At 44.5% G+C, this 25,301-nt stretch carries 26 protein-coding genes and 1 pseudogene; 7 read left to right on the top strand and 20 right to left on the bottom strand.

Annotated features, from left to right (window positions below; translation table 11 throughout):
- Positions 1–7: 7 nt before the first annotated feature.
- Positions 8–229 (bottom strand): YuzI family membrane protein, encoded by a 222-nt coding sequence (locus tag ACE4RR_RS06100; RefSeq protein ID WP_375534518.1) that lies wholly within the window; start codon positions 227–229, stop codon positions 8–10.
- A 163-nt stretch (positions 230–392) separates the two neighbouring features.
- Between ACE4RR_RS06100 and ACE4RR_RS06095 the strand changes: the two genes are divergently transcribed.
- From ACE4RR_RS06095 to ACE4RR_RS06085, 3 genes are all read left to right on the top strand, one after another.
- Positions 393–674, top strand: coding sequence for a hypothetical protein (locus ACE4RR_RS06095; protein ID WP_375534517.1), 282 nt, complete (start codon positions 393–395; stop codon positions 672–674).
- Positions 675–687: 13 nt separating this feature from the next.
- Positions 688–3,264, top strand: coding sequence for a CBS domain-containing protein (locus ACE4RR_RS06090; protein ID WP_375534516.1), 2,577 nt, complete (start codon positions 688–690; stop codon positions 3,262–3,264).
- A gap of 90 nt (positions 3,265–3,354) precedes the next feature.
- Positions 3,355–4,401 (top strand): LCP family protein, encoded by a 1,047-nt coding sequence (locus ACE4RR_RS06085; protein WP_375534515.1) that lies wholly within the window; start codon positions 3,355–3,357, stop codon positions 4,399–4,401.
- 136 nt (positions 4,402–4,537) lie between these two features.
- Here ACE4RR_RS06085 and ACE4RR_RS06080 read toward each other — a convergent pair whose 3' ends face one another.
- From ACE4RR_RS06080 to ACE4RR_RS06050, 7 genes are all read right to left on the bottom strand, one after another.
- A complete protein-coding gene (locus ACE4RR_RS06080; protein WP_375534514.1) occupies positions 4,538–4,816 on the bottom strand; it encodes a hypothetical protein in 279 nt (92 codons plus the stop codon).
- 46 nt (positions 4,817–4,862) lie between these two features.
- Entirely contained in the window at positions 4,863–6,107 is a 1,245-nt protein-coding gene (gene fabF, locus ACE4RR_RS06075) for a beta-ketoacyl-ACP synthase II (protein WP_375534513.1), read from the bottom strand.
- Between the two features lie 28 nt (positions 6,108–6,135).
- On the bottom strand, positions 6,136–7,071 hold the full coding sequence (locus ACE4RR_RS06070; protein WP_375534512.1) for a beta-ketoacyl-ACP synthase III: 936 nt from the start codon (positions 7,069–7,071) through the stop codon (positions 6,136–6,138).
- A gap of 202 nt (positions 7,072–7,273) precedes the next feature.
- A complete protein-coding gene (locus ACE4RR_RS06065) occupies positions 7,274–7,576 on the bottom strand; it encodes a penicillin-binding protein (protein WP_375534511.1) in 303 nt (100 codons plus the stop codon).
- A 63-nt stretch (positions 7,577–7,639) separates the two neighbouring features.
- Positions 7,640–7,828, bottom strand: a complete 189-nt coding sequence (locus ACE4RR_RS06060) for a ComZ family protein (RefSeq protein WP_375534510.1) — start codon at positions 7,826–7,828, stop codon at positions 7,640–7,642.
- A 24-nt stretch (positions 7,829–7,852) separates the two neighbouring features.
- Positions 7,853–8,812, bottom strand: a complete 960-nt coding sequence (locus ACE4RR_RS06055) for a BMP family ABC transporter substrate-binding protein (protein ID WP_375534509.1) — start codon at positions 8,810–8,812, stop codon at positions 7,853–7,855.
- A gap of 68 nt (positions 8,813–8,880) precedes the next feature.
- Positions 8,881–9,054, bottom strand: a complete 174-nt coding sequence (locus tag ACE4RR_RS06050; protein ID WP_375534508.1) for a hypothetical protein — start codon at positions 9,052–9,054, stop codon at positions 8,881–8,883.
- 297 nt (positions 9,055–9,351) lie between these two features.
- On the opposite strand from ACE4RR_RS06050, the gene ACE4RR_RS06045 reads away from it, so the two are divergent.
- Positions 9,352–9,591: a hypothetical protein gene (locus tag ACE4RR_RS06045; RefSeq protein ID WP_375534507.1), complete on the top strand. Its 240-nt coding sequence runs from the start codon at positions 9,352–9,354 to the stop codon at positions 9,589–9,591.
- Positions 9,578–9,811, top strand: coding sequence for a nucleotidyltransferase (locus ACE4RR_RS06040; RefSeq protein ID WP_375534506.1), 234 nt, complete (start codon positions 9,578–9,580; stop codon positions 9,809–9,811). The genes ACE4RR_RS06045 and ACE4RR_RS06040 overlap by 14 nt, the downstream gene beginning before the upstream one ends.
- A 242-nt stretch (positions 9,812–10,053) precedes the next feature.
- Here the strand turns inward: ACE4RR_RS06040 and argF are convergent, their stop codons facing one another.
- From argF to ctaG, 12 genes and pseudogenes are all read right to left on the bottom strand, one after another.
- Entirely contained in the window at positions 10,054–11,013 is a 960-nt protein-coding gene (argF, locus tag ACE4RR_RS06035; RefSeq protein ID WP_375534505.1) for an ornithine carbamoyltransferase, read from the bottom strand.
- A gap of 3 nt (positions 11,014–11,016) precedes the next feature.
- On the bottom strand, positions 11,017–14,196 hold the full coding sequence (locus tag ACE4RR_RS06030; RefSeq protein ID WP_375534504.1) for a carbamoyl-phosphate synthase (glutamine-hydrolyzing) large subunit: 3,180 nt from the start codon (positions 14,194–14,196) through the stop codon (positions 11,017–11,019).
- Complete coding sequence (locus ACE4RR_RS06025) at positions 14,189–15,271, bottom strand: carbamoyl phosphate synthase small subunit (protein WP_375534503.1); 1,083 nt, start codon at positions 15,269–15,271, stop codon at positions 14,189–14,191. The genes ACE4RR_RS06030 and ACE4RR_RS06025 overlap by 8 nt, the downstream gene beginning before the upstream one ends.
- Positions 15,272–15,295: 24 nt before the next feature.
- Positions 15,296–16,459, bottom strand: a complete 1,164-nt coding sequence (locus ACE4RR_RS06020; RefSeq protein WP_375534502.1) for an acetylornithine transaminase — start codon at positions 16,457–16,459, stop codon at positions 15,296–15,298.
- A gap of 30 nt (positions 16,460–16,489) precedes the next feature.
- On the bottom strand, positions 16,490–17,266 hold the full coding sequence (gene argB / locus ACE4RR_RS06015; protein ID WP_375534501.1) for an acetylglutamate kinase: 777 nt from the start codon (positions 17,264–17,266) through the stop codon (positions 16,490–16,492).
- 15 nt (positions 17,267–17,281) lie between these two features.
- Complete coding sequence (argJ, locus tag ACE4RR_RS06010; protein ID WP_375534500.1) at positions 17,282–18,514, bottom strand: bifunctional glutamate N-acetyltransferase/amino-acid acetyltransferase ArgJ; 1,233 nt, start codon at positions 18,512–18,514, stop codon at positions 17,282–17,284.
- A 47-nt stretch (positions 18,515–18,561) separates the two neighbouring features.
- Positions 18,562–19,593: an N-acetyl-gamma-glutamyl-phosphate reductase gene (argC, locus tag ACE4RR_RS06005; RefSeq protein ID WP_375534499.1), complete on the bottom strand. Its 1,032-nt coding sequence runs from the start codon at positions 19,591–19,593 to the stop codon at positions 18,562–18,564.
- Positions 19,594–19,821: 228 nt separating this feature from the next.
- Positions 19,822–21,402, bottom strand: coding sequence for a methyl-accepting chemotaxis protein (locus tag ACE4RR_RS06000; RefSeq protein WP_375534498.1), 1,581 nt, complete (start codon positions 21,400–21,402; stop codon positions 19,822–19,824).
- Between the two features lie 47 nt (positions 21,403–21,449).
- A pseudogene (locus ACE4RR_RS05995) lies at positions 21,450–21,758 on the bottom strand (peroxiredoxin family protein); the annotation flags it as partial.
- A 15-nt stretch (positions 21,759–21,773) separates the two neighbouring features.
- Entirely contained in the window at positions 21,774–21,956 is a 183-nt protein-coding gene (locus ACE4RR_RS05990) for a hypothetical protein (protein WP_375534497.1), read from the bottom strand.
- Between the two features lie 108 nt (positions 21,957–22,064).
- The gene (locus ACE4RR_RS05985) at positions 22,065–22,682 is read right to left on the bottom strand and encodes an SCO family protein (RefSeq protein ID WP_375534496.1); all 618 of its coding nucleotides are present in this window, start codon (positions 22,680–22,682) and stop codon (positions 22,065–22,067) included.
- 18 nt (positions 22,683–22,700) lie between these two features.
- Positions 22,701–23,636: a cytochrome c oxidase assembly factor CtaG gene (gene ctaG / locus ACE4RR_RS05980; protein WP_375534495.1), complete on the bottom strand. Its 936-nt coding sequence runs from the start codon at positions 23,634–23,636 to the stop codon at positions 22,701–22,703.
- Between the two features lie 233 nt (positions 23,637–23,869).
- Here ctaG and ACE4RR_RS05975 point away from each other — a divergent pair, with 233 nt between their 5' ends.
- Together ACE4RR_RS05975 and ACE4RR_RS05970 are read left to right on the top strand one after the other, a co-directional pair.
- Positions 23,870–24,703, top strand: a complete 834-nt coding sequence (locus tag ACE4RR_RS05975; protein WP_375534494.1) for a Cof-type HAD-IIB family hydrolase — start codon at positions 23,870–23,872, stop codon at positions 24,701–24,703.
- Positions 24,704–24,847: 144 nt separating this feature from the next.
- Positions 24,848–25,300, top strand: a complete 453-nt coding sequence (locus tag ACE4RR_RS05970; protein ID WP_375534493.1) for a GNAT family N-acetyltransferase — start codon at positions 24,848–24,850, stop codon at positions 25,298–25,300.
- The last annotated feature ends 1 nt before the right edge of the window (position 25,301 follow it).

Genomic DNA, 25,301 nt, shown 5'->3' with positions numbered 1-25,301 from the left:
TGACATTTTATTCTTCCTTATGATTGTAATATTCAGGCCAATATATTGCTGCGCTTACAAATACAATTCCAATCAGCAGTACTGCGGATTCTGGACGTTTCACGATAAATAATAAATAATCAGCTGCTGACCAGCCGGCAGGGATATAATTTAAATATGCTATTAAAGACATGCCGCCCCCGGCCGCCAGTCCAAATCCGATTGCTATCACACACAGTCTGGCCATCATTATTAGTCCGCCCCTTTGAATTGGGTCATCTGAACTTTTATAATAATAGATAAGATTTCGGGAAAGAGAGAGAATAATCCTTTCTTTTTTCCCTCGATCAAGAGACAAATCGTTCGACATGAATGAAATGATGTTTTCTATACTTTATGCAGGAGCGGATTAAATGTCGACACAACGAGAAAAACAATTACAAAAATTAGAGGAAAAGCTTGACCGCTATCACGAGCTTATAATAGAAATTAACACACTGACGCAGCACCTCGGCAACGAAACCTATGCACCAGGGCTGCTTCTTTATAAAGAACAGAAAGATCAGCTCGAGGATATTATGACTTATTTTGATGAAACTGGCGTGCCGACTGAACAAAATACGGTAGAAGCGATATTGACGCTCTCCTTAAAAGAGTTTCACCAGTATTTAATGAATATAAAAAACGAGAAATGAAAGGAATGCCTGCATGGAAATTATTTTGACTCATGAGCATACAGATTTTGATGCGCTTGCTTCCATGGTGGCTGCCGGGCGGCTCCGCCCTGAAGCACACATTGTTCTTGATGATAATCAGAGCCGCTCCGTAAAGGAATTTCTTGCTTTATACAGAGATAGCTTTTCTTTTGTTTCACCAAAATCGTTGGGTTGGGATGAGGTTGAACACGTTATCCTTACCGACACTTTCTCTCTTGAACGTACCGCCGGGGCAGGCAAAATCCCAGCTTCTGCTGCTATTACTGTATACGATCATCATCAACTGCCGGAATCAGAAAGACATCATCACATTACGTATCATTTAGAGAAAACAGGTGCAGCTGTCACGATATTATTAGAAGAAATTCAAGCCCGCTCTATAACGATTTCACCATTTGAAGCAACTCTCTATGCACTTGGTTTATATACGGATACTGGTTCTTTTACCCATGCCTCGACATCGATCCGCGACTTAAAGATGGGTGTTTTCTTAATGGAAAACGACATGAAGCTTGAGCTCGTTAACCAATTTGCGAGTGATTCGCTGACAAACATACAGCAGCAGGCGTTTCAAGAATTGCTTGCTGCCTCTGAGACAATCCTGAAAAACGGCATCCGCTTTGTGCTGGCTTCACTAAAATCAGATGACCATATTGGCAGCCTTAATGTAATAACTGACAGAGTGCTGGATACTACTGGTGCAGATGCAGTGTTTACACTAACCGAAATAGCCGGAAAAATATTTATCGTCGGCCGTTCAGAATCAGAACGGGTCTCTCTGATTCCGATCATTGAATACTTTCAAGGCGGCGGTCATCCACGTGCTGCCTCTGCCACTGCTAAAGACATGGCCTTATCAGACGTAAAAGAAAAGATAAAAGAGTTATGTTTATCGACCCTTCTTCCTGCCGTCGAAGCGAAAACTCTTATGTCATCTCCCGTAAAGACAGTGCTTGAGGACACAAAAATTGAAGAAGCGAAAGAGAAAATGCTTTACTATGGCCATAATGGCTTTCCAGTAGTAAATGAGCGAAATGAATTAACAGGCATCATCTCCAGAAGAGATGTAGACAAAGCAACAAGACACGGTCTGGGGCATGCTCCGGTAAAAGGCTACATGAGCAGACATCCGGTAACGATCCAGCAGAACGCCACTTTCGAAGACATGCAGGAGCTGATGATTCAATATAATATCGGCAGGCTTCCCGTTGTTGAATTCGGCCATATAATCGGAATCGTTTCGCGTACGGACATGATTTATCACATGCATAAGCTCTCTTTTCCAGCTGCTAATGATGAGCAGATGGAAGAGAAAATGAGAAAGCTGCTTGATGACAATATACTTACCATCTTGAAGCAGGCTGGCCGTATCGCGGCTGAGCAGCATACAAATATTTATTTAATAGGGGGCATTGTCCGAGACCTTCTGCTGGGCCACAGCAGTGAAGATATCGATATTGTTGTAGAAGGCGACGGAATTGGTTTTGCTGAAGCCTTTGCCAAAGCCTCCCATGGAGAAATCCGCAGCCACAAAACTTTCGGAACTGCGACTGTGCATACTCAGACTGGAGCTAAACTTGATATTACAAGCTCGCGTACTGAGTATTATAAGCGTCCTGCCGCTCTTCCGACTGTTCTGCATTCAAACATCCGTGAGGATTTATTTCGGCGGGATTTTACTATTAATGCGATGGCAATTTCATTACAGCCGGACACTTTTGGGCAGTTAATCGATTATTTTCATGGAGCAGAAGACCTGCAGAACAAGAAATTGCGGGTTCTTCACAATTTAAGCTTTGTTGAGGATCCGACCAGAATCCTGCGGGGTTTAAGATTTGAAGATAGATTTTCTTTTAAATTTGACCGGGATACAGAAACTTATATACGTCAGTCTGCAGCTTCCATTGCTTCCCTGTCCCAGTCAAGAATTGTCGCAGAATTTAAAATGCTGTTTGAGGAAACTGGGCCGGAAAAAAGCATCCAGCGTCTCGATGAACTAGACATACTGGGAGCCTTTATCCCCGGGGCTGAATGGAATTTGACAACATCAGCAATGCTTGGTGCCATGAGGGCCGCCTTCACATCCGAAAACGCTCCTGCCTTCGAGAAGAACGACCACTGGTTTTTTATCTTATTATGTCTGTACTGTTACGAAAAAGAAGCCCTCCCTCTTTTAAAAAATATAACGGTAACAAAGGAACAAAATAAATTGGTTAAGGATCTTTTAAAGCTGTTTATGGAAACAGCTGACAGCGACTTTAAATCGCCGGGGAATCTGCACAGCGCTGCTTCTTATACTTCTGAGCGTGCGTTATTTCTTGGGGAAATGATATTAAGATATGGTTTTGAAAAAAATGAGAAGAAAGCTGAAATTATGAAGATTTATCGCAGCCGGCAAAAAGAAGTAAGCGGATTTATCACTGGTAAAGACCTGCAGTCTGCCGGCTTTACACCTGGGCCCGCGTTTAAGAAATACTTGTTTACGATCGAACAAAAATTTCTTGACGGTGATTTCGACACAAAAGAAGTAGCCTTGCAATGGATTAAAAATAACAATCTGACCCAGTGAAAATTTTGTCAAAAATTCTTTAAATTTTGGTAACGAATTGTGGCTGATTCTGTTATAATCGTTTTTGAGTGTAAAAAGGGAGGATCAGCCGTGAGTAATACAAGAAAAACACGCACCGCCAAGCGGACCGCCAGAAAAAAGTGGCGTCTACTTACATTGTTCATGGTTATTCTGATTACTGTTGTATCAATTACTTATATTGTTGATGGCAGACAATCCGCTGAACAAAATCAAGAATCAGAGCAAGACATAGATATCAATAATTCGAGTGCCGGAGCTGGTTCGGATAAAAATAATGCAGCAGGCGACAAAATCGATGACGATAACATCACTTTTCTGTTAGTCGGAGAGGATGATAAAAAGGAAGGCGGTTCAGCCAGAACCGATACAATAATGATCGCAAATTATGAACCTGACAACGGTAGTGTTCAGCTGGCTTCTATAATGAGAGACTCCTATGTAGAAATTCCAGGCCACCAAAACAACAAGATTAACTCCTCTTATTCGTTAGGAGGGATTGACCTATTAAAAGAAACGATCGAACAGAATTTTGATATCACCATAGATCATCATGCCACCGTGAACTTTGATGGGTTTGTGGAGGTGGTTGACACAGTTGCGCCGGATGGCATTGAAGTTGATATTGAGGAAAGAATGTATTATCAGGATAATTCGGGGGAAGTAAGCATTGACCTTGCTCCCGGTACACAGAAACTTGACGGAAAAGACGCGTTAAAATACGTGCGGTTCCGCAGTGATCAAAATAATGATTTCGGACGTGTCGCGAGACAGCAGGAGATGCTTGAAGCTGTACAGGAGGAAATTCTATCATTTGCGACGCTCAGCAAGGTTCCGCAGCTCATCGGCACGATCCGGCCTAATCTTGAAACAGACCTCAACACAGGTAAAATGCTCGGACTCGGCAGGGATGTTTTACTGAACAATGTTGAGACTGTTGAAACACTCCGTGTTCCTGAAGACGGCACCTACTCCAATGAATCTTACAGCCATTCAGGAGCTGTATTAGAGATAGATATGATGAAAAACCGGGAAGTACTTCATTCGTTCCTGTATGATGAAACGTATATTGATAATCAGTCTGCTTCAGAGGAAAAAGGTGAAGAAGAAGGATATTAAAAAGAAGTGGCTGGGACAAAAGTAAATTATTTATTGCAAAATCCAGACGATTCTATTGAATCTGTCTGGATTGTTTGTTAATTATGAGTTTTCATAATATGCTCCGTCAAAACGCTTCGCTTTCCGAGGGCACGGCTCAAGCCTCTTCGTACAGCCATCTTTGACTTGTATTAATTTCAATACGAAAAAATTCAAAGTCATCCTTATGGTGTTTATTCTTCGATTGAAGAACGGAAGGCGGCGACTCCGGGTCGATTAAAACCGGCCACGTCCTGTGGCCAACATCGACACTAACACCTCCTGTGCGTCGCGGGATCAGCGAAGTCTGAAAATCCATTCTGGCGAAGCTTTGCTGAGGCTGAATTAGTTGAAGACAAGCCCCGCGGAAAGCGGCCGCCTGCAGGGATGAAATCAACACCTCCTAGGCAGAAAGAACACTCCCTGGGGGAGGAGTGCCATGATTATTGTTCATATTTTTTAAAAGCGAGCGTAGCGTTATGGCCCCCAAATCCAAGAGAGTTCGATAATGCTGCATGTATTTCTGCTTTACGGTGTTCATTCGGTACATAATCCAGATCACAGTCAGGATCCGCATCTTCGTAATTAATTGTCGGTGGAATAACGCCCTCTTCAATTGTCTTTATGGTAAACATTGCTTCGATTGCCCCAGCTGCGCCAAGCAGATGGCCAGTCATAGATTTTGTGGAGCTGACAGCAAGCTTATATGCATGATCACTGAAAATTGTTTTTAATGCCATCGTCTCAAACTTGTCATTATACGGCGTGCTTGTTCCGTGAGCATTCATATATTGGATATCTTCAGCTGACAGATCAGCATCATCCAATGCCTGCTTCATCGCCCTGGCACCTCCTTCTCCTTCCGGTGCCGGCGCCGTCAGATGATAAGCGTCTCCTGTGGCACCATATCCAACAATCTCAGCGTAAATGTGAGCACCGCGGTTTTGGGCAGACTCCAGCGATTCAAGTATCAGGATGCCTGCTCCTTCTCCCATCACAAAGCCGGAGCGGTTTTTATCAAATGGACGAGATGCCCCGATCGGTTCATTTGTAGTGGTTATTGCTTTTGCTGTGCAAAATCCTGCAACAGCCATATTTGTGATTGGAGCTTCGGCTCCTCCTGTAATCATCGCATCAGCGTCGCCGCGTTGAATGACTTTAAACGCATCTCCAATAGAATTGGTACCACTCGCACAGGCTGTGACCGTACAGGAATTAATGCCCTTTGCTCCGGTAACAATGGAAACCTGGCCGGAAGCCATATCCGGAATCATCATCGGAACAAAGAATGGGCTGACCCGTTTATAGCCTTTTTTTTGAAAGTTGTTGAACTGCTCTTCATAAGTTTCCATGCCGCCGATGCCGGAGCCAATCCAGACTCCGATCCTGGATGAATTGTCTTCTGTAATTTTATAATCCGCATCTTCTAGAGCCATCAGTGATGACGCTACCGCAAACTGAGTAAAGCGGTCCATCTTGCGTGCATCTTTTTTCTCAAAAAAATTACTTGGATCGAATTCATTCACTTCTGCTGCGACCTTCATTGGAAAGTCTTCCTTATTTACCCTGGTCAGCTCTCCTATTCCGGAGACACCGTTGATAACATTTTTCCAAGAGTCTTCCACATTTAAGCCGAGAGGGTTTACTGTCCCTAATCCTGTGACTACTACACGGTGGTTGCTGCTCATATTGTCCTCTCCTTTAATTCTTAATTACTTATCGTCCCCATCTGACCGCAGCGGCTCCCCATACAAGTCCGGAACCAAAGCCTACCATAACGACAAGATCTCCATCTTTAATTTTACCATTTTTTAATTCTTCTACCAGGGCAATGGGAATAGAAGAAGATGAGGTGTTCCCATATTTATGGACTGTTACCGCCATTTTTTCTACCGGCAGCTCTAATCGCTGCCTTGCCGCTTCCATGATTCGGATATTTGCCTGGTGAGGGACAAGAAAATCTACATCGTCCTTCGTTAAACCCGCTTTTTCTACTACTTTCAGCGAAGACTCCCCCATCTGGCGCACGGCGAACTTAAATACTTCGCGGCCGTTCATAATTAGCTGCGGGTCCTGACGGATGTGCATAGCCCCTGAGCCGTCAGATCCAAGATCAAAGGCGAGCAGGCCTTTGTCTTCCTCGACAGGTCCCATAACGACGGCACCTGCCCCGTCACCGAATAATACAGCAGTATTGCGGTCGGTCATATCCGTTATCTTCGAAAGCTTTTCCACCCCGATCACAAGCACTTTATCGTAAGTGCCAGTTTTAATAAACTGATCTGCTGTCGCCATCCCGTAAATAAACCCAGCGCAGGCAGCGCTGACGTCCATCGCTGCTGCTTTTGGTGCTCCGAGACGTTCCTGCAGCAGAGCGGAAACGGATGGGAACGGATAATCCGGAGTAACGGTCGCCACTAGAATTAAATCTAATTCCTCCGCATTTACCTCAGCTGTCTGTAGAGCTTCGACTGCGGCATGATAGGCCATATCAGATGTGTTTACATCATCGTGGGCAAACACTCTTCTTTCAATACCCGTGCGTGACCTGATCCATTCATCGCTTGTATCGAGTGTTTTTTCAAATTCTTTATTAGTGATTTCACGACCTTCTGCAAAGCTGCCAATTCCCCAAATTCCTGCATTGCGCATTTCATTTATCCTCCTCAGTACCGGTGAATGCACACGATACTTTTTGTTTGATACTTCATGTTATGACCTGGTTTTAATTCTAAGTCAATTACTTTACAATGTCCAGATACTTAACGCCTAATATCACTTCCAGCACCTGCGTCTGCCGTTTAATATTTGGAGTCGAAAAAAATAACCCGGCGGAACCAGGTTATTTAGTGGTTTATTCATATTCTCCAAAGTTCCCATCATGGGAATACGGGCCGCCTCCATGAGGAGGATAGTAGCCTGGCATTCCATGGGGGCCATATTGAGGCCCATAGTTCGGGCCAAAATTTGGCCCGTAGCTCGGACCATAATGAGGTCCATAATCCGGCCCATAATCTGGACCATAGTTTTGGCAGTCATAACCGCCGCAGCCGTAACCGCCAAACAAAAACGGACTGACTGCGATGCCGGCTAAAAATGGCAGAACGGGGAAGTATCGACCGTGTTTGTCCCGTCTGAACCAATGAGTAGGATACATATTTGGCCGCCTTTCTTTTCAAGGTTCTCATATTATATGAACCTTCAAATAGAAGGTGTGCCATTATTCTTCATTTTTGCCGTCTTCATAACCTAAATCGTAGGCCTCTCCCATTACACTCATCAGCATTTCAAGTGCGGGCTGCAGGTCGTGGACATCAAGTTCAATGCCTTTATCAGTCAAAAATGATTTTCCTTCCTGGAGATGCTTCATTGCAATACTCATAAATTTCATATTCAGCTCTTGATTCATTATGGCGGTTCACCTCATTTTTGTTTACTGGCCGGGAAGTTTCCCGGTTGTCTTATATTCTTCAATTTCCTCTGTTAACTGTTCCTGCAGCTCATCAGGCACTGCTGGACTGAAATTACCCAAGGAGATAGCATCCTCCGCAAAATCGTACGTGTGAGTGCCGCTGTCAAGTGTACCAGCCAGAAATTCGTCCGCTGCAATACGGTACAGCTTATCCACATGCTGAATTGTGCTCGTAAGCACCGTCGACTCTCCAAGGTCTGATTGCTCTCCTACATAGCCGATCGCATATCGATCTTTTTCCTTAAGTTTCTTTATTACCTCCACGTGAAAACCATCACCGGCAGGATATACGATATCAGCATCAGCTTCCAACATGCTGTCGAGTGCTTCAAAAGCTCCTTCTTTGTCATCCCAGCCATTTACTATTTCATTTTTTATATTTAGATCAGTAGAAGTAGTGGCTGCTCCCTCAATGTAACCTTCAACTTCAGGCTGCCACTTCTTTGCTCCAATAACACCAATCGTTTGAGTTTCACTCATCTGCCCTGCAAGCCTGCCTGCAAAATATCCCATGGCATAGCCGTCGAATTGTAGAGTCGTGACATTGTCACCAGCTCCCTCTCCATTCATCGCAACAAATTGAATCTGTGGATAGCTGTCTCTTATTGCAGAGAAATATTCTGCGAAAATTTGACCGTGCCCAATAATAAGCCCGAAATTTCTCTCGTCAAGTTTTTGAATAATTTCAGCCGCTGCTGCAGGGGTATTTATATTTTCTTCATACGTAACTTCCATGTTTAGATCTGATTTCAAATGAAGAAGACTGTCATACCCTTTTTTGTTCCAGCCTTGATCATCAAAGGTGGATTCAAGCAGCAAGGCTGCCTTTTTTTCCGTCGAAGACACCTTGGCTGCTTCCCCGCAGCCTGACATAATTACTAAAATAGAAAATAGGAAAAAACTGAATACCAGTCTCTTCATAAGTAATCTCCCCCGTGTTCTCTAAAAAGGGCGCTCACTCCCCAGCTTGGCCCTTTTTCAAGTAAAGCTCAATTTCTCGATTTCTTTCTTCTATAAAGAAGCTCTGCAGCGAGTGCAGAAATAATAGAAATAATTACCGCTCCCCCATCCCCCAGCTCAGTAAAGTAGTGAAGCATACCGAAGACCAGGAGCAGCACAGCACAGAAAATGAATGTTCCAATATATATTTCCTTTACCGACATACTACACATCCTAATAATAGTTGCCATTTTGACTTTCAACATGAACTGGAGCAGCCCCGTGCTAGTTGACGCTGAATATTAAAATCGAAGCGCAAATATTATTCTCTCCTATTTCCTAAAGAAAAGCACGTTCTTGTTTATTTTAGCTTATCGGTGAAATTATGCAACTTTTCATCTGAATTTTGTCGAAAACGAAAGGAATGAAAAAGAATAGTGACCAGGAGTCCGTGTTATAATGAGGAAAACAACGTGGCCTGATGATCTTTCATACGATGCTCAGCAGAGAGGAGAGTTCTCATGAAAGAAATCAACATTAACACCATCAATGAAACAATTAATAGTAGGTCAAACGAAGTAAATTATCAATTAAAAAGAGAATTTTCAGCGATATCGTCCAGAAGAAAAAATAACAAAATAAGAAGCAAAGGGGAGGTAGAAGCTCTCGACTTGATTTGTATCCAAAAATGGAACCGGGCGGTAGAAGAAGGAAAAATCAAGCGTCTGGGAGAGAGGGAGTTGTATTATGAGTTCGATTGATGTATTGAAACAGGAGATGGAATCACTCAAGGGACTCCAAAAATTACAGAAAATGACCTACTTTTGCTCCCACTTAACCGAATATTTGGAATCCCTTGGGATTACACCAATTGTTGTCGGTGGATTATCAGTGGAACTGTATACCAAGTCAGAATATACTACCAGTGATATTGATATTGTAGCGGACGGCCACCACCTTATCGATGAGGCACTATATTAACGTCATAAGCCGATACTACTTTTTCTATAAAAAGGGCTTATGCTACAGCCCCAGTCTTTTTTTAAAGCTACCAATCCACCGCGAAGACTCCAGTGGGAAGAGCAGCGGCTGAAGATCCGCCGGGCGCGGGTTTCGCCCGGTTAGCTGAAGCGCTGCCCACGGAAAGCGAAGGACTTGTCCCCTGCTTTTTTTACCATGCAAAAGGGGCGAGTATCATTTATGATACAGCCCCAGCTCGATTATTAATGTATCACTGCGGCAAGTATTGCTTTTTGAACATGAAGCCGGTTTTCTGCCTGGTCATACACAGCCGAATGAACCCCGTCAATTATTTCGGAGGAAACTTCTTCGCCGCGGTGAGCCGGCAGGCAGTGGAGAAATAGAAAATCAGCATTTGCATCTTTACACAGCTCTTTATTTATCTGAAAGCCTTCAAAAGCCTGTAATCGTTTTTCTTTTTCTTCTTCAAATCCCATGCTCGTCCAGACATCAGTATAAATAACATCTGCACCACTTACTGCCTGCTGAGGATTATCTGTCAGCTCCGCCTTTGTGTTATTTTCCTTAGCCGTCTTTTCGACCTCTTCCCACACTTTTTTGTCTGGTTCATAGCCAGTAGGCACAGCAATAGCTGTATCTATGCCCGCTTTGGCACAAGCGATTAAAAAGGAATGAGCCACATTATTGCCGTCCCCGATATATACTGCCTTTAATCCTTCTAATTTCCCCTTATGCTCCTTAATTGTTAATAAATCAGCGAGCGCCTGGCACGGGTGATATAAATCAGTCAGGGCGTTAATGACGGGAACATCAGAGTGCGCGGCAAGTTCCTCTACTTTTTCATGGGAATTGGTCCTGATCATGATAGCATCGAGATAGCGCGCGAGCACTTTTGCAGTGTCCATGATGGGTTCCCCGCGTCCTATCTGCATATCTCTCGGACTTAAAAACAGGGCATGTCCTCCAAGCTGCGTCATTCCTACTTCGAAGGAAACTCTAGTACGCGTAGAGGCATTTTCAAAGATCATTCCAAGTGATTTTCCGGCAAGCAACGGATGGGCGGTCCCGTTTATCTGTTCCGACTTCAATTGTTCAGCATGTGCGAGCAGGCTGGAGACTTCTTCGCTTGTGAAGTCAAGCAGCGTCAGCATATCTCTGCCTTTTAAGTTCGTTTTCGGCTGCACGGCGGTTTTATCTGCCATCTTTTACACTCCTTCCTGGGCAGGCTTCTTCAGCCACTCACCCATTGCTTTAGGGGCTGTATTTTCCCCTGTCATTGCTTGTGTCATTATCTTCAACGTGCTGGGGTTTGTCACAATGGTTTTTCGCTGCTTTAAAGCATCCTGGCGCCGCTGCTTCCCTGTAGCGAACCCGGTCTTAGGAATGCTTAAGTAGGCGACTGCCTGTTCCTGCTCAAGCCAGTCCTCAAAGCTTATCGTCTCATCCCCATCGAAGTGAGAAGACGCTTCTGTGACAAGAGTGTATCCCATCCCTTTTAACGATTTCAGTGCACCACTGCAGGCTTCTTCATGCTCAGCATCGATATCACAAAATACTGTTCCTTTTTTCCTGAATAATGCAGGAATCTGACTTTCTGACCAGGCAAACGCTTTTTTGAAGGCTGCTTCCTTCTGTTCGGCAATGCTGATCAGCTCTCCAGTTGATTTCATTTCTGCTTCAAGGATTGGATCAATACCAGCAAGCTTGTCATTTGAAAAGACCGGGGCTTTGACCGTGTAATACGGCGTTTCCTCTGCAAGACCAGTCATTCCGTCCTTCCATTGCGTAAGTCTGCCGCCAAGTAATAGATGGACGGCTCCTTCGATCATTGGCAAGCCGGTGACCTTTGAGAAAATTGGCACCGTTCTCGAAGCACGAGGATTAATTTCAATAACGTAAAGCTCACTTTGCTCAAGCACAAATTGAATATTAAATATCCCTTGAAAATCCATGCCTTCTGCTATGCGTCGGGCGTATTCTACAACTAATTTCTTCGTACCCTCTTCGATTGAATAAGGCGGGGTAACAGCCATCGAATCTCCAGAATGAACGCCTGCCGGCTCGACGTGTTCAAAAATGCCGGGAATAAGGATGTCCTCTCCATCAGTTAAAACATCCACCTCCAGCTCCTTTCCCGGCATAAAGGCATCTATCAAAATTGGATATTCTACCTTTGTTGACTCCAGATACTTCGTCAACTCTTTGTCATCTGTAAGAATAACCATTCCACGGCCGCCGATTACATACGAAGGGCGCAGCAGCACTGGATATCCGGTTTCAGCAGCCTTCTGTTCAACATCCTTTTGATGAAAGCCTGTCACACCGGGAATATGAGGAACGTTCACCTCCTGCATAAAATCATAAAAACGTCCGCGGTCCTCAAGCTGGTCAATTACCTCGGAGGTAGTGCCAAGTACTTTTAATCCAGCATCCTCCAGCTCTTTTGTAAGCGAAATTCCTGTCTGCCCGCCCAGCTGAACGATGACTCCTTCGATTGCTTCTTCAGCAGCTACGTGCAGAACATCCTCCACCGTAATCGGTTCAAAATATAAATGATCCGCCATTTCAAAATCAGTGCTGACCGTTTCCGGATTATTATTCATAATAACTGCTTCATAGCCGGCTTTTTTAACAGCTATCGCTCCATGCACAGAGCAGTAATCAAATTCAATCCCCTGGCCGATCCGGATTGGTCCGGAACCTATGATTAAAATCTTCCGTCTGCCTGATTGCGGCTCGCGGTCGCTGTTTCCATACCAGCTCGAGTAGTAATATGGAGTTTCCGCAGTAAATTCCGCAGCACACGTATCCACCATATGATAAGAGGGAAGCAGTTCCCATTCTTTTCGCTTTTCATATATAGCGGCCGGGGAGATATTCCATTGAGAAGCAAGCCACTTATCCGTGAAGCCAGCTTTTTTCCAGGCAAGCAGATCTTCTTTGGATACTTCCACCCAATCAGTGCTTCCAATATTTTGCTCAAGATGGACCAATCTCATAAATGTTTTCAAAAAGAATAAATCAATTCCTGTTTCATTGTGAATGCTTTCAATGGTCATACCTCTTCGTAAACTCTCCATGACAGCGAAAAAGCGTTCATCGTCCTGAGCAGCTGTCTTTTGCTTCAATTCTTCTGAAGATAATGTTTTAATCTCTGGCAGCGACAGGCCAAACGTATTAATTTCGAGAGAACGAACTGCTTTTTGAATGGCAGCGGGGAGATTCCGTTCAATCGCCATTACTTCTCCGGTTGCTTTCATCTGCGTGCCGAGTTTTCGGTCAGTATATGAAAACTTATCGAAAGGCCAGCGTGGAAATTTTACAACCACATAATCAAGTGCTGGTTCAAAGCTCGCGTACGTATGCCCTGTAACTGGATTGAGAAGTTCATGCAGATGATATCCCACACTCAGCTTGGCTGCCATCCTCGCAATGGGATAGCCAGTAGCCTTGGATGCCAGTGCAGAGGAGCGGCTCACTCTTGGATTTACCTCTATCAAGTAATACTGCTTGCTGTAAGGGTCGAGTGCAAATTGAATATTGCAGCCCCCAACAATCCCGAGAGCGCGGATGACCTTTAAAGACGCCGCCCTCAGCATTTGATATTCGATGTCTGTTAATGTCTGGGACGGGGCTACCACAATAGAGTCACCTGTATGAACTCCGACCGGGTCTATATTTTCCATGTTGCAGACAGTAATACAAGTATCATTTTCATCACGCATTACTTCATATTCAATTTCTTTGAAGCCGGCGATACTCTTTTCCACCAGACATTGATTAATAGGACTTGCCTCGAGACCTGCATTAATTATATAGCGCAGCTCATCCTCATCATTGGCAATACCTCCTCCGCCGCCGCCCAGCGTATAGGCTGGACGCACAATAATCGGATAACCTGCTGATTTGGCAAATGCCAGAGCATCTGCCTGCTTTTCTACTATTTTACTGTCAGGCACAGGTTCATTGAGTTCCTGCATCAAGGAACGGAACAATTCCCGGTCCTCCCCCTTCATGATTGATTCAATCGGGGTGCCAAGTAAGGTGACATTGTATTTATCAAGTAACCCTGCTTCATGCATGGATAAAGCCAGGTTAAGGCCGGTCTGGCCACCAAGTGTTGCCAGCAATCCATCCGGCTTTTCTTTCTTCAGTACATTCTCTACTGATTCAAGCGTGAGCGGCTCGAAATAGACTTTATCCGCACATGCTTCATCTGTCATCACAGTGGCAGGATTATTGTTCATTAAAATAACTTCCATGCCTTCCTCACGAAGTGCCAGACACGCCTGGGTTCCGGAGTAATCGAATTCTGCTGCCTGCCCGATAATAATTGGCCCGGACCCGATCACCAGCACTTTATTTATATTAGACTGCTTAGGCATAGGTTTTCTCTCTCCCTTTTGTCTTCAGGTGACTGATAAATTCATCAAAAATTTCTTCGCTGTCTGCAGGACCAGGGTGTGCTTCCGGGTGAAATTGCACCGTCGTAATTTTATGCTTAATATGGTCCAGTCCTTCTACAGAACCGTCATTTATATTTACGTACTTCATTTTGAATTCACTGCTTGGAATGGTATCTTCCTTTACCACATAGCTATGGTTCTGTGAAGTCATAAACACCTTTTTTGTCACTTTATCCTGCACCGGCTGATTTGCACCGCGGTGGCCAAAACGCAGTTTTTCTGTATCTGCACCAAAGGCAAGCGCCAGCAGCTGGTGTCCAAGACAAATTCCTATTGAAGGGTATGTTTCTGCAAGTTTTCTGTAATGTGGCAGCTCTGCTTCTAACTGCTTGGGATTACCGGGACCATTGGAAAAAAGCAGACCATCCGGCTGAAGAGCGCTGATGTCGGCAGCGGTGCTGTCATACGGAACAACGGTCACTTTACATCTTTTTTCCGTCAGTCTTTTCACCATGGAATGCTTGTAGCCGAAATCCAAAAGGACGATGTGGAATTCTCCCTCACCGAACGACTGAGGCGAGGAGACGGTAACCTCATTCATCAGCATCTTTTCACCGAGTTTTTCATAAGAATTAACATCTGTTGCAGCTGGGCTGCTTGTCAGCACAGCGCCCATATCGCCTTTTTCTCTAATGCTCTTTACAAGCGCTCTTGTGTCGACCCCGGAAAGGACTGGAATTCCTGCCTCTGCTGCTGCTTCAGCAATTGTTTTTGTAGCCTCATAATGAAAAACATCTTCATTTACTTCACTTATAATCAATCCTGCCGGCTGCGGCTTTAAGCTCTCATTGTCAAAGTCATTCACACCATAATTTCCTATGAGGGGATAGGTGAATACTACTATCTGACCATGAAAGGATGGGTCGGTCATGACTTCCTGATATCCAGTCATGCCTGTGAAAAATACGATTTCTCCATACGTATCGTTTAATTGATTCCCTGCTGTATTTCCTTCAAATATTTCTCCGCTTTCCAGCTTGATATATCCCTTCATCACTGAATCCTCCTCATCAATATGCTACTGCAAAACCTCCTGAATTGCTTTCGCGCCATCCATTAGGGTGTCCCACTCGGTTGTCAGAGGCGGAAGCAGCCTAATCACACTGGGGCCGGCAGCTATAACCAGCACACCTTTGGACTGGAGCTCCAGCACCTTTTCTGCCGCAGGACATTTTGTTTCTATGCCGATCATTAACCCTCTTCCGCGGACCTCTGTCACTTGCTCAAGCGGCTGGAGGGACTTTTGCAGAACTCCGAGGAATGCTTTCCCGGTCTCTGCTGTTTTTTTCGATAAATTTTCTTCCAGCAGAACGGTGAGCACAGCTTCTGCAGCAGCCATCGCTAGCGGATTTCCACCAAATGTAGATCCGTGGCTGCCCGGACCGAAGGAAGCTTCAAGCTTGGCTTTGCCAATCATCGCCCCTGTTGGAAAGCCATTTCCCAGTGCTTTTGCCGTGGTAATTATATCCGGCTTTATTCCAGCATGCTCATGAGCAAAAAAGGCTCCTGTTCTGCCAAGTCCGGTTTGGACTTCGTCAGCTACGAGCAGGGCGCCGTATTGCTCAGCAAGCTGCTCCGCCTTCTGTAAAAATTCCTCATGTCCGGGAATGACGCCGCCTTCTCCTTGAAGAGGCTCAAGGATGACTGCCGCTGTTTCTTCATCGATTGCTTTCTCCAGTGCGCTCACATCGTTGTATGGAACGTACACAAATTCCTCAAGCATCGGGCCGAACCCCTGTTGAATACTTTCCTGCCCTGTTGCTGCCATGCTTCCTAATGTACGACCGTGAAAGGACTGGACAAAACTGATGATTTTTTTCCTTCCTGTATGCTTTCTCACGAGCTTAATAGCCGCTTCATTTGCTTCAGCTCCGCTGTTTGCAAAAAAGACCAAATCTCCGCAGCTGTTTTCCGTTAACAGCGCGGCTGTTTTTTCCTGCGACGGATACTGAAAGAAATTGGAGGCGTGCCACCCTGAATACAATTGTTTTTCTACAGCTGCAGTGACCGCCGGGTGGGAGTGGCCAAGATTTACGACACCGATCCCCGCCATTAAATCAATGTAAGTTTTTCCGTTACTATCTGTAATATAAGAGCCTTTAGCTTCTTTAAACGTCAGATCCCATCTTTTATATGTGGGGAAAAGTCTTGACGCTGTATTGGTTTGGTGCTGCTGAGCCATTCATTTTCCTCTCCTCTCACCATTCGGCTATTATTTTACCGTTTTTTCTTTTGTAATGGTTGTGCCCTTTAATGTACCGTCTTTATGCCGTAATGTAGCATAGCCGCTCGCAATCGTTATTTTTTCAATATTTCCGTCCAGGCACTCAGCAGCGGCCTTAACTTTCGGAATCATGCCCCCGTATATACTTCCTTCAGAAATCCACGAATCGATATCGGAGACGAAAACCTGCTCCTGTAAGCTTCCTCCGATTAATACTCCCTCTACATCTGTGACAAATAACAATTCGTCAGCATGCAGTGCCCTGGCTATCGCAGATGCAGCGGTGTCTGCATTGATATTAAGGCGGCCGCCGCGGCCATCTGTGGCGATCGGCGCGATAACCGGTATGAATCCTCCTAATAACAAACTCTCAAGAAAAGCTTCATTCACACTATCCACCGCACCGACAAATCCAAGCTTCTCAAAATCGATGGCTTCTGCCTGGATGATACCCGCGTCTACACCGGACAAGCCGATCGCTGCTCCGCCTGATGCTTCAAGGGAAGAAACAATCTGCTTATTCACTTTGCCGGCCAGAACCATCTCAGCTGTATTTAATACTTCGGCCGTCGTCTTTCGAAGCCCGTCTACAAATTCACACTTTATATTCTGAGCCTCCAGCATTTCATTAATAGCTGGGCCGCCCCCGTGCACAATAATTGGGTGTTTTCCAGTAGCTTTCATCGCTGCAATACTATCAAAAAAAGCTTCTGTCAGAGCATTCACCGTTGATCCGCCGCATTTAATAACTACAATATCCTTCATAAGCTCCATCCTTTTTTACGTTCTGTATCCAGCATTGATGCGGACATAATCGTAAGTGAGATCGCATCCCCAGGCCTTGCCGCTGCTGCCGCTGATATTTAAGTCGACAGTAATCGTGATATCCTCCTGCTCAAGATACGCTTTTGCTTCTTCTTCTGAAAAAGATACCGGCCTGCTCTGCTTCAGAGTCTGGATCGGCCCGAGCCAAATATCAATAGTGTCCGGATTCAGCTGAACTTCACTGTAGCCAAGCGCAACAATGATCCGCCCCCAGTTTGCATCCGTTCCGTAAATCGCAGTTTTCACAAGATCTGAACCAACGATCTGCTTGGCAGCCTGACCTGCTTCTTTTTCTGAAGCTGCTCCGGTCACGTTAACTTCTACGAGCTTTGTGGCGCCTTCTCCGTCTCTGGCAATTTTTTTGGCCAGTTCCTGAGAAGTCTGCTCCAGAGCATCCACAAATGTCTTCCATTCCGGATGTTCCGGCTGCAGCGCTTCATTTTCAGCCAGGCCGCTTGCCATCACGACAACCATATCATTTGTAGAAGTATCCCCATCGACTGTGATCCGATTAAAGGTTTTGTTTGTGATTTCTGATAACGCGGTCTGCAGATGCTTCGGTTCAATAGCGGCGTCTGTCGTAATAAAGCTGAGCATTGTTGCCATGTTCGGATGAATCATTCCGGACCCCTTGGCGGTGCCGGCCACTGTAATTTTCTTTCCATCAATTTTTGTTTGAAAGCAGGCATGCTTTTTTGCTTTATCAGTGGTCATAATTGCTTCATTAAATGCCTCTGCGTCCTGGTAGGCGGGCTTCGGCTCTAACTGCTTAATGCCATTGAGAACTTTCTCCATCGGCATTGGTTCTCCGATAACCCCGGTGGACGTTACAGCAACTTGATGCTCCGGCAGGTCAAATTGATGAGCGGAGGCATTCCGCATCTCATACGCATCAAGCAGTCCCTGTTCTCCCGTACAGGAGTTGGCATTCCCGCTATTTACAACGATGGCACGAAGCCTGCCTTCTTCTGCAATACTTTCCTTTGTCACTTGAAGAGGAGCTGCCTGAATTTGATTCAGCGTATAGACAGCAGCACTGGAAGCTGGTACATCACAAAGAATTGCTCCAAGATCGTTCCGTTTTCTTTTTACTTTCGAATGAATCCCTGCCGCTTTAAAACCCCGCGGTGTAATAATCGTTCCCCCTGTTACTTCAACAATGCTGTTCAGCTTTTGAATCGTCTTCATACTTACCTCTCCCTCTTCCTCAATAATGGTGCGGGTTATTACATTTATTACGGATAAATAGGTACCGCATTTAATCCCGAAGCTTCCGGGTATCCAAACATTAAATTCATATTTTGAACCGCCTGCCCGGACGCTCCTTTGACTAAGTTGTCAATCACTGCCACAACGGTCACTCGTCCTGTCCGTTGATCAAGTGTATAACCAATATCACAATAGTTGGTGCCATACACCTCTTTCGTAGATGGAAATGAACCATCTTCTCTAATTCTTATAAAAGCTTTATCTTTATACGCTTTGTCGTAGAGCTTTTGAATTCCGGATGCGGTCCATTCATCCTTTACTGGGGCGTACATCGTCGCCATGATACCCCTTGTCATTGGAACAAGGTGAGGGGTAAATGTTACCGTTGCGTCACCTTCGTATAAATGGCTGAGCTCCTGTTCAATTTCAGGGGTATGCTTATGTTCATTCACCTTATAAATTTTGAAATTATCATTCATTTCACTAAAATGAGTTATAGCAGATGGAGACCGGCCCGCTCCTGTCGTTCCGGACTTCGCATCGATGATAAGTTCACTCGGATCAATGACGTTATTTTGGACAAGAGGAGCGAGGCCGAGCAGAACTGCTGTCGGGTAGCAGCCCGGGTTCGAAAGGAGCCTCGTTTCTTTAATGTCTTTGGCGTACCACTCCGTTAATCCATAAACTGCCTGCTGCAGCACCGATGCATCCGCAGTTCCGCGGCCGTACCATTCTTTATAAATTTCAGGGCTTTTCAAACGCAGATCTCCGGATAAATCAATAACCTTCGTATCAGAAATGAGCTGATAGCTTAAGTCTGCGGACACTCCCGGAGGCGTCGATAAAAATACAACATCATATGTTTTTAAAACCGATACATCAATTTCAACCAATGTTTTGTGTATAATTCCGTTGACGTGCGGGTAGCTTTCCGCCATTGGTTTTCCTTCCTGTGAGGAGGAAAATACAGCTATTTCATCCACTTCCGGGTGATTGTGTAATAATCTAATAAGTTCTATTCCACCGTAGCCAGTTGCTCCGACGATTGCAGCATTCATAAAATTACACCTCTTTTTATGTTTATACATTTATCGTTGTTCCTAATTATAAGTGTGAATATATATTAATGCAACTGTATTTTTATATTTTTATACTGAGTAATCATTTTTTTGTATAAAGTTATAGCTTGCAAGCTTCGCTTCCTGTTTTTTTAACATACAAAAAAAGAATCCCTCTATGGATTCTTTTATGATTATTCATTTTTTTGTATATATAGACTTATTTTTTTATGGCTTAAAACGAAAGCGTTTTACGATATAGCTTAAATTATTTGCTTCGCCGGCAAGCTCTTCTGCTTCTACAGTCAGTTCTTCCAGCCCGGCAGACTGCTGATCGAGCACGGATACATTCTGAACTACAGATTCCGTGAATTCTTCGGAAATTTGATTGATATTTCCCATGATTGTATGTACTTCCCTTCCGTTGGCAGTCAGTTCGTCAGAAATAATTACATTATTTTTTACTGCAGTTCTAGTATTTTCTGCGCTCTGCTGGAGGCTCCTGATGGAGTCACCTGCAATTTGTACTACCTCAGCACCTTCCTGCATTAAAGTCCTGCTGTCATTAATATAAAGGGCAGCCGCTTTTAATTCACTGCTGGTTTTAGTCATTGTCCTTAAGATGTCCGTGGCAAATGAATTCGTATCCTCTGCAAGTTTTCTCACTTCAGAGGCTACCACGTCGAAGCCTTTTCCTGATTCTCCTGCCCGAGCGGCCTCGATCGACGCATTTAATGCCAGCAGATTTGTCTGTTCAGCAATATCTGTAATGGATGCTACTTTTCTTGTTACTTCATCGGTGTCTGCAGAGACTGTTTTCATTTTTTCGGTAGAAATAGTGATCGTCTCCATTAATTCTTTCATTTTTCGCTCTGATTCCTGCACTGCCACCGTTCCTTTTTCTGCTTCACTGCTAGATTTTTCAGATTGATTCAGTGTATCGGTTACCCCATGCTTCATTTCTTCTATCTTGCGGAGCATTTCCTGAACCATAGCCTGTGCATTTTGAAGCGAAGACATCTGGTGTTCGGCTCCAGACTGAAATTGCTGCATGGACGCCGCTACCTGTTCAAAGCTTGCTGACATTTCTCTTGTGGAGGCTTCCTGTTTATTACTTATTTGTTTTAAACCCCCGGAGGACTCTTCGATATTTCCGATTATACTTCGAATGCCGATTACAACCTTGTTGAGTTCAAAACCGATCTGGTGGAAATCGCTGCGTTTCTGATTTTCCACTTCCTTCATTAAATCACCTCCGGAAATCGCCCGTGTAACCCGATGCCATTCCCTTATTGCTTTTTTCATTGTATGCAGCACTCCGCCTCCGATCAACAGAGCTGCAGCCATCCCTGTAAGAAGAGCGGCTGTGCCGGATGAGCTGACGGTACCGGAAAGAACAGTGTAAACGAGAGCTGCAACGAAAATAGGAGTCAGTGCTGCCGCAAACACAGCAGGGGCCAGCCATGTCTTTTGAACGATTCTTCCAGCCCTCAACTGGTATTGAACACCCTGTGGACTTTGACCAATGGGTACAGAAGCATCGTACAGCAGCTCCCCAGTATTACGAGGATAAAATTGTACCAGCGGCTCTTTTGTCTTCGCCGCCCGCATCCCTACTTCGTCTGTAAATGGCTGGCCTTCACGAAGGCGATTTGTATGAATGTGGCTCCAGCCCTTATCATCTATAATTAAAAGGTATTCATCATCCATGAGAAATTGGTCAAGCAGATTTCTCACTTTGCCCGGATCCTTTGTTTCTGCAATAACAGATCTCACGTCCGCATACCAGTTGAAGGAGGAGCTTAACATATCAAAAGCCTGCTGCGATTTCTTATCACAGCAGGCTTGTCCAACCTTTATTCTTCTATTGCTTCTCTTATCTTTTCCTCCGTCTGATCGATTTCCTCGCCCCAATAATCATTTTCCTCAGAGATGAGTAACTCCCCGTTTTCGTCAAATACGGAAAAGCCGCGGACAGAGGCACCATCACCTGCCATCTCTGCTTCTTCAATCACTTCCATCGAAGCATCGGATACGAAAGAATACGAAATGCCAGCTTCCTCTTTTAACTCTTTATGCTGCTCCGGGGAATCGTTGCTGATCGCATATATATCAGCGTCGAGGTCTTTAAAATTATCCAGATTATTTTGCAGCTGCACGAGCTGCGAGACACAGTGTCCTCAGTCGACACCAGTAAAATGGAAAAGTACAGTAGGATGATCATTTCCTGCTAGATTTATCTCTTTCCACTCTTCATCCTGCACCGTCATACCGGCTTCTTCTTCCCCACCACAGGCGGCAAGGGCAACAGCACCAAGCACAGTCATGATAAGCAGTAATATCTTTCGAGAAATGCCCTCCATTCGTTTTCCCTCCTTTTCCAGTAAGGTGTAAAATAAAAATCCAACCTTAAGTTTATCATTCGGCGGTTCTGCTGACTATAAATGCATCGAAATGTTCACACGCTTGATTCATCCTTCTTTTAATGCTTTAATATCTTCCACTACCGGGTCAATATCATTATCGAGTCCGTCATAACGCCTTACCACGCTGCCATCTTCATCAATAAGAAAAAAAGATGTGGCATGTGTAATATCGTTGTTTTCAGGATCTTTTTCAACCACACTTTTAAAGGATTCTGCCGACAGTTCCTTAATATCTTCATCAGAATAACCGGTGAGAAAATGCCAGTTTTCCATGTCTGCTCCGTAATCCTCCCCATATTTTTTCAGCTGATCAGGATCATCAAATTCTGGGTCCACCGTAAATGACACGAAAGGAATCACTGCATTTTCTTTTTCGAGCTTACCCTGGATATTGAGCATATTGGGTGTCATCAGCGTGCATACAGTCGGACAACTCGTAAACACCATATTCGCGAGCCAGTAGTCCCCCTCCAGATCTTCATTGGATACCGTCTTCCCATCCTGATTTGTAAAAGAAAAATCTGAGATCTGCAAATCTGCTTCTGACATATCCGTGCCATTCTGCGCTTCAGGCTGCCCGCCTGCTTCATACAGCCAGGCACAGCCGCTCAATGCCATTAATGCAAATACAGACATGCAGTATAAAAAAAGCTTCTGATTCATAAAACTCTCCTCAAGATTTTATTGATTTTTCAGCTGATTGTATGAAGATACATCGCTGATGGATAATTCACCATCCTGCTGTTTTTCTTTTTTCAGCCATTGTTTAAAAACAAACCCGATGGTGCTGACATATACTGTCTCTTGGGCAATTTTCATAAGCACCCCGGCAAGCTGCTGGTCGTCATGCTTGCTTAAAAAAGAAATCCCCGGCCCTCCCCCGTCTGCGTTAAGCAATCCGGGCGGGACCTGCGAGCCTGGCGGAAGACAGTAAGCCATAACGCTCGACCATACCGCAGGATTTGTGTATGTTTCATACAAAGGACTCCCGGCAAATATAATAAGAGCACAAGCAGGTGTAATTAACATCCCATTTCCGAAAATGTAAATAATTCTTCGGAAATCCGAGAGCTGATTGTTGGATGGCAGCGGTGCCAGCATATGCCACCACATCATCCATGCCCCTGCGAATAACGCTCCCTGATAGAGACTGTGAAGAACTGGGGACTGCATCAATGTATCAAAAACAAATGGCACATGATAAAAAGAGAACAGCGCATTAAACATAATTAATCCAAGCACCGGGTGCATCAGCACTTTATACGTAAAAGCTGATTTCCGTCTCCACCGGTGCACGAATGATTGCAGTACCCATTTGGGAATAGATAAAATAAAGAGCGGCACCGCAGCAAAGTAAGCTAGCACCATCTGCGTCATATGCAGTGTGATAATGGAATGCCCAGCTATATAAAGCGGGCTTCCCCAGCCTCCGTAAAGCGCCAGCAGCGCACATCCGAACAAAAATTTCTGCTTAAGAGTGACCGCTTCCGCATTAATAAAGCGATGGCGTTCTTTAACCGTCAGCCAATAATAAAGAAGTGTCACCCCGAATAATACTACTATAAGCTCGGGCGTCCAAAGCGCCCGGAATGAAAACATGGAAAAATAGTCACCCATTCTTGTTCCTCCTTTTTGCAGATCCAGAAGGGATGGTCTTTTCATTCATTGATGAATTCAAGTAAAATGAATAAAATACTCATCCATTAATATAGCACATTTGTGTTATTGTTCCGTCACATACAACCGCCTTTTTTCGACGAGTTTTTAACAATCCTATGAACAGAATAAGTATCGGCGTATTTAACATAAAATATAACAATGCAGTTTATTGAGAAAGCAGGGGACAGATTATGAAAAAACATTTGATAGCATTAGATTTGGACGGCACTTTGTTAAAGGATGACAAAACAATACCGACACGTACTCTTCACACTCTGCGACAAGCAAGAAAGCAGGGGCATCAGATTGCGATTGCCACCGGAAGACCTTACCGGGCAAGCAAAATGTATTACCAGCAGCTGGGCCTCGATACTCCGATTGTAAATTTTAACGGCGCTTATGTACATCACCCCGGGGACCGCTCTTTTAAGGTGCACCATTCACCGCTCGATCTTGAAACAGCACAGAAGATAATTGATACGTGTCAATTCTTTGATGTAAATAATATGATGGCTGAAGTAGCGGATGACGTTTTTCTGCATGATTACAATGAAGAATTTATTGAATTGTTTTCGCTCGGTGTCGAACCTGCTGCCTTTGGCAATTTAAAAACCGTGCTCGATAAGGATCCAACCTCCCTGCTGGTCTATCCGAAAGCGGAAACCGCCGATAAGTTAAGAGATCTGCTCTCCGGAGATCACGCAAAAGCAATTGAACAGCGGTCCTGGGGAGCACCACACCATATGATTGAGATCATCCGAAATGGAAATAACAAAGCGGAAGGACTCCGGAAGGTAGCTGAGTACTGCGGTGTGTCGATGGAGGATGTTATAGCATTTGGAGACGAGGATAACGATCTCGAAATGCTTTCTGAGGCAGGAATCGGGGTGGCTATGGGCAATGCTGTGCCTGAAGCGAAAAAAGCGGCCATCGAGCTGACAGATACTAATGAGAACGAAGGAATTGCAGCATTTTTGGAAGAAAGGCTGAAGCTTAAAGTGAAGCCATCCGTTTATACTGGTTAAAATGAATATTTCATCCGAAAGAAGAGACGAAAAAAGCTGCGTCTCTTTTTCTTTTTAGATAACATAGCCTACTTTTTTCGCTCTGTGTTATGATTATACAAGGAAATTAATGAATACGAAGACAACTAGACGGGGGAAATCAGAATGAAAATTTATGATATTCCAAAAGATGCGGACCAAAATCTCCGTGAACAAGTAGCCGATTTATTAATGGGGCAGATGGAATCAATCGGACGGGAGAATGCTTATGAACTGCTTTTAAAGGCAATTGATATGACTCTTGAGGATAATTCCGGTGCCCATATCTTCGTTGCAGAATATGAAGGCTCTATCCTAGGCGCTGCCTTTTTAAATATCGGCATCAGCCTGGACAAAGGAGGTCATTATATTTGGCTCAATGATCTGTATGTTCATAAAGAATACAGAAATCAAGGGATTGCCAAAAAACTGCTTTTAAAGGTAATTTACTGGGCTGAAAACAGGGGGATTAAAGGAATTGAATTAGAAACCGGCATCAGTAATGCCGCTACAAAAGCCCTCTATAATTCCCTCGGCTTCTATGATGTTATTTCAAAACGCTATGGCTTCCGCTTTTAAG

It is taken from the genome of Alteribacillus sp. HJP-4, from assembly GCF_042139015.1.
Classification (GTDB): Bacteria; Bacillota; Bacilli; order Bacillales; family Marinococcaceae; genus JBHIKY01.
This window is presented reverse-complemented; position numbering and strand designations above follow the sequence as displayed.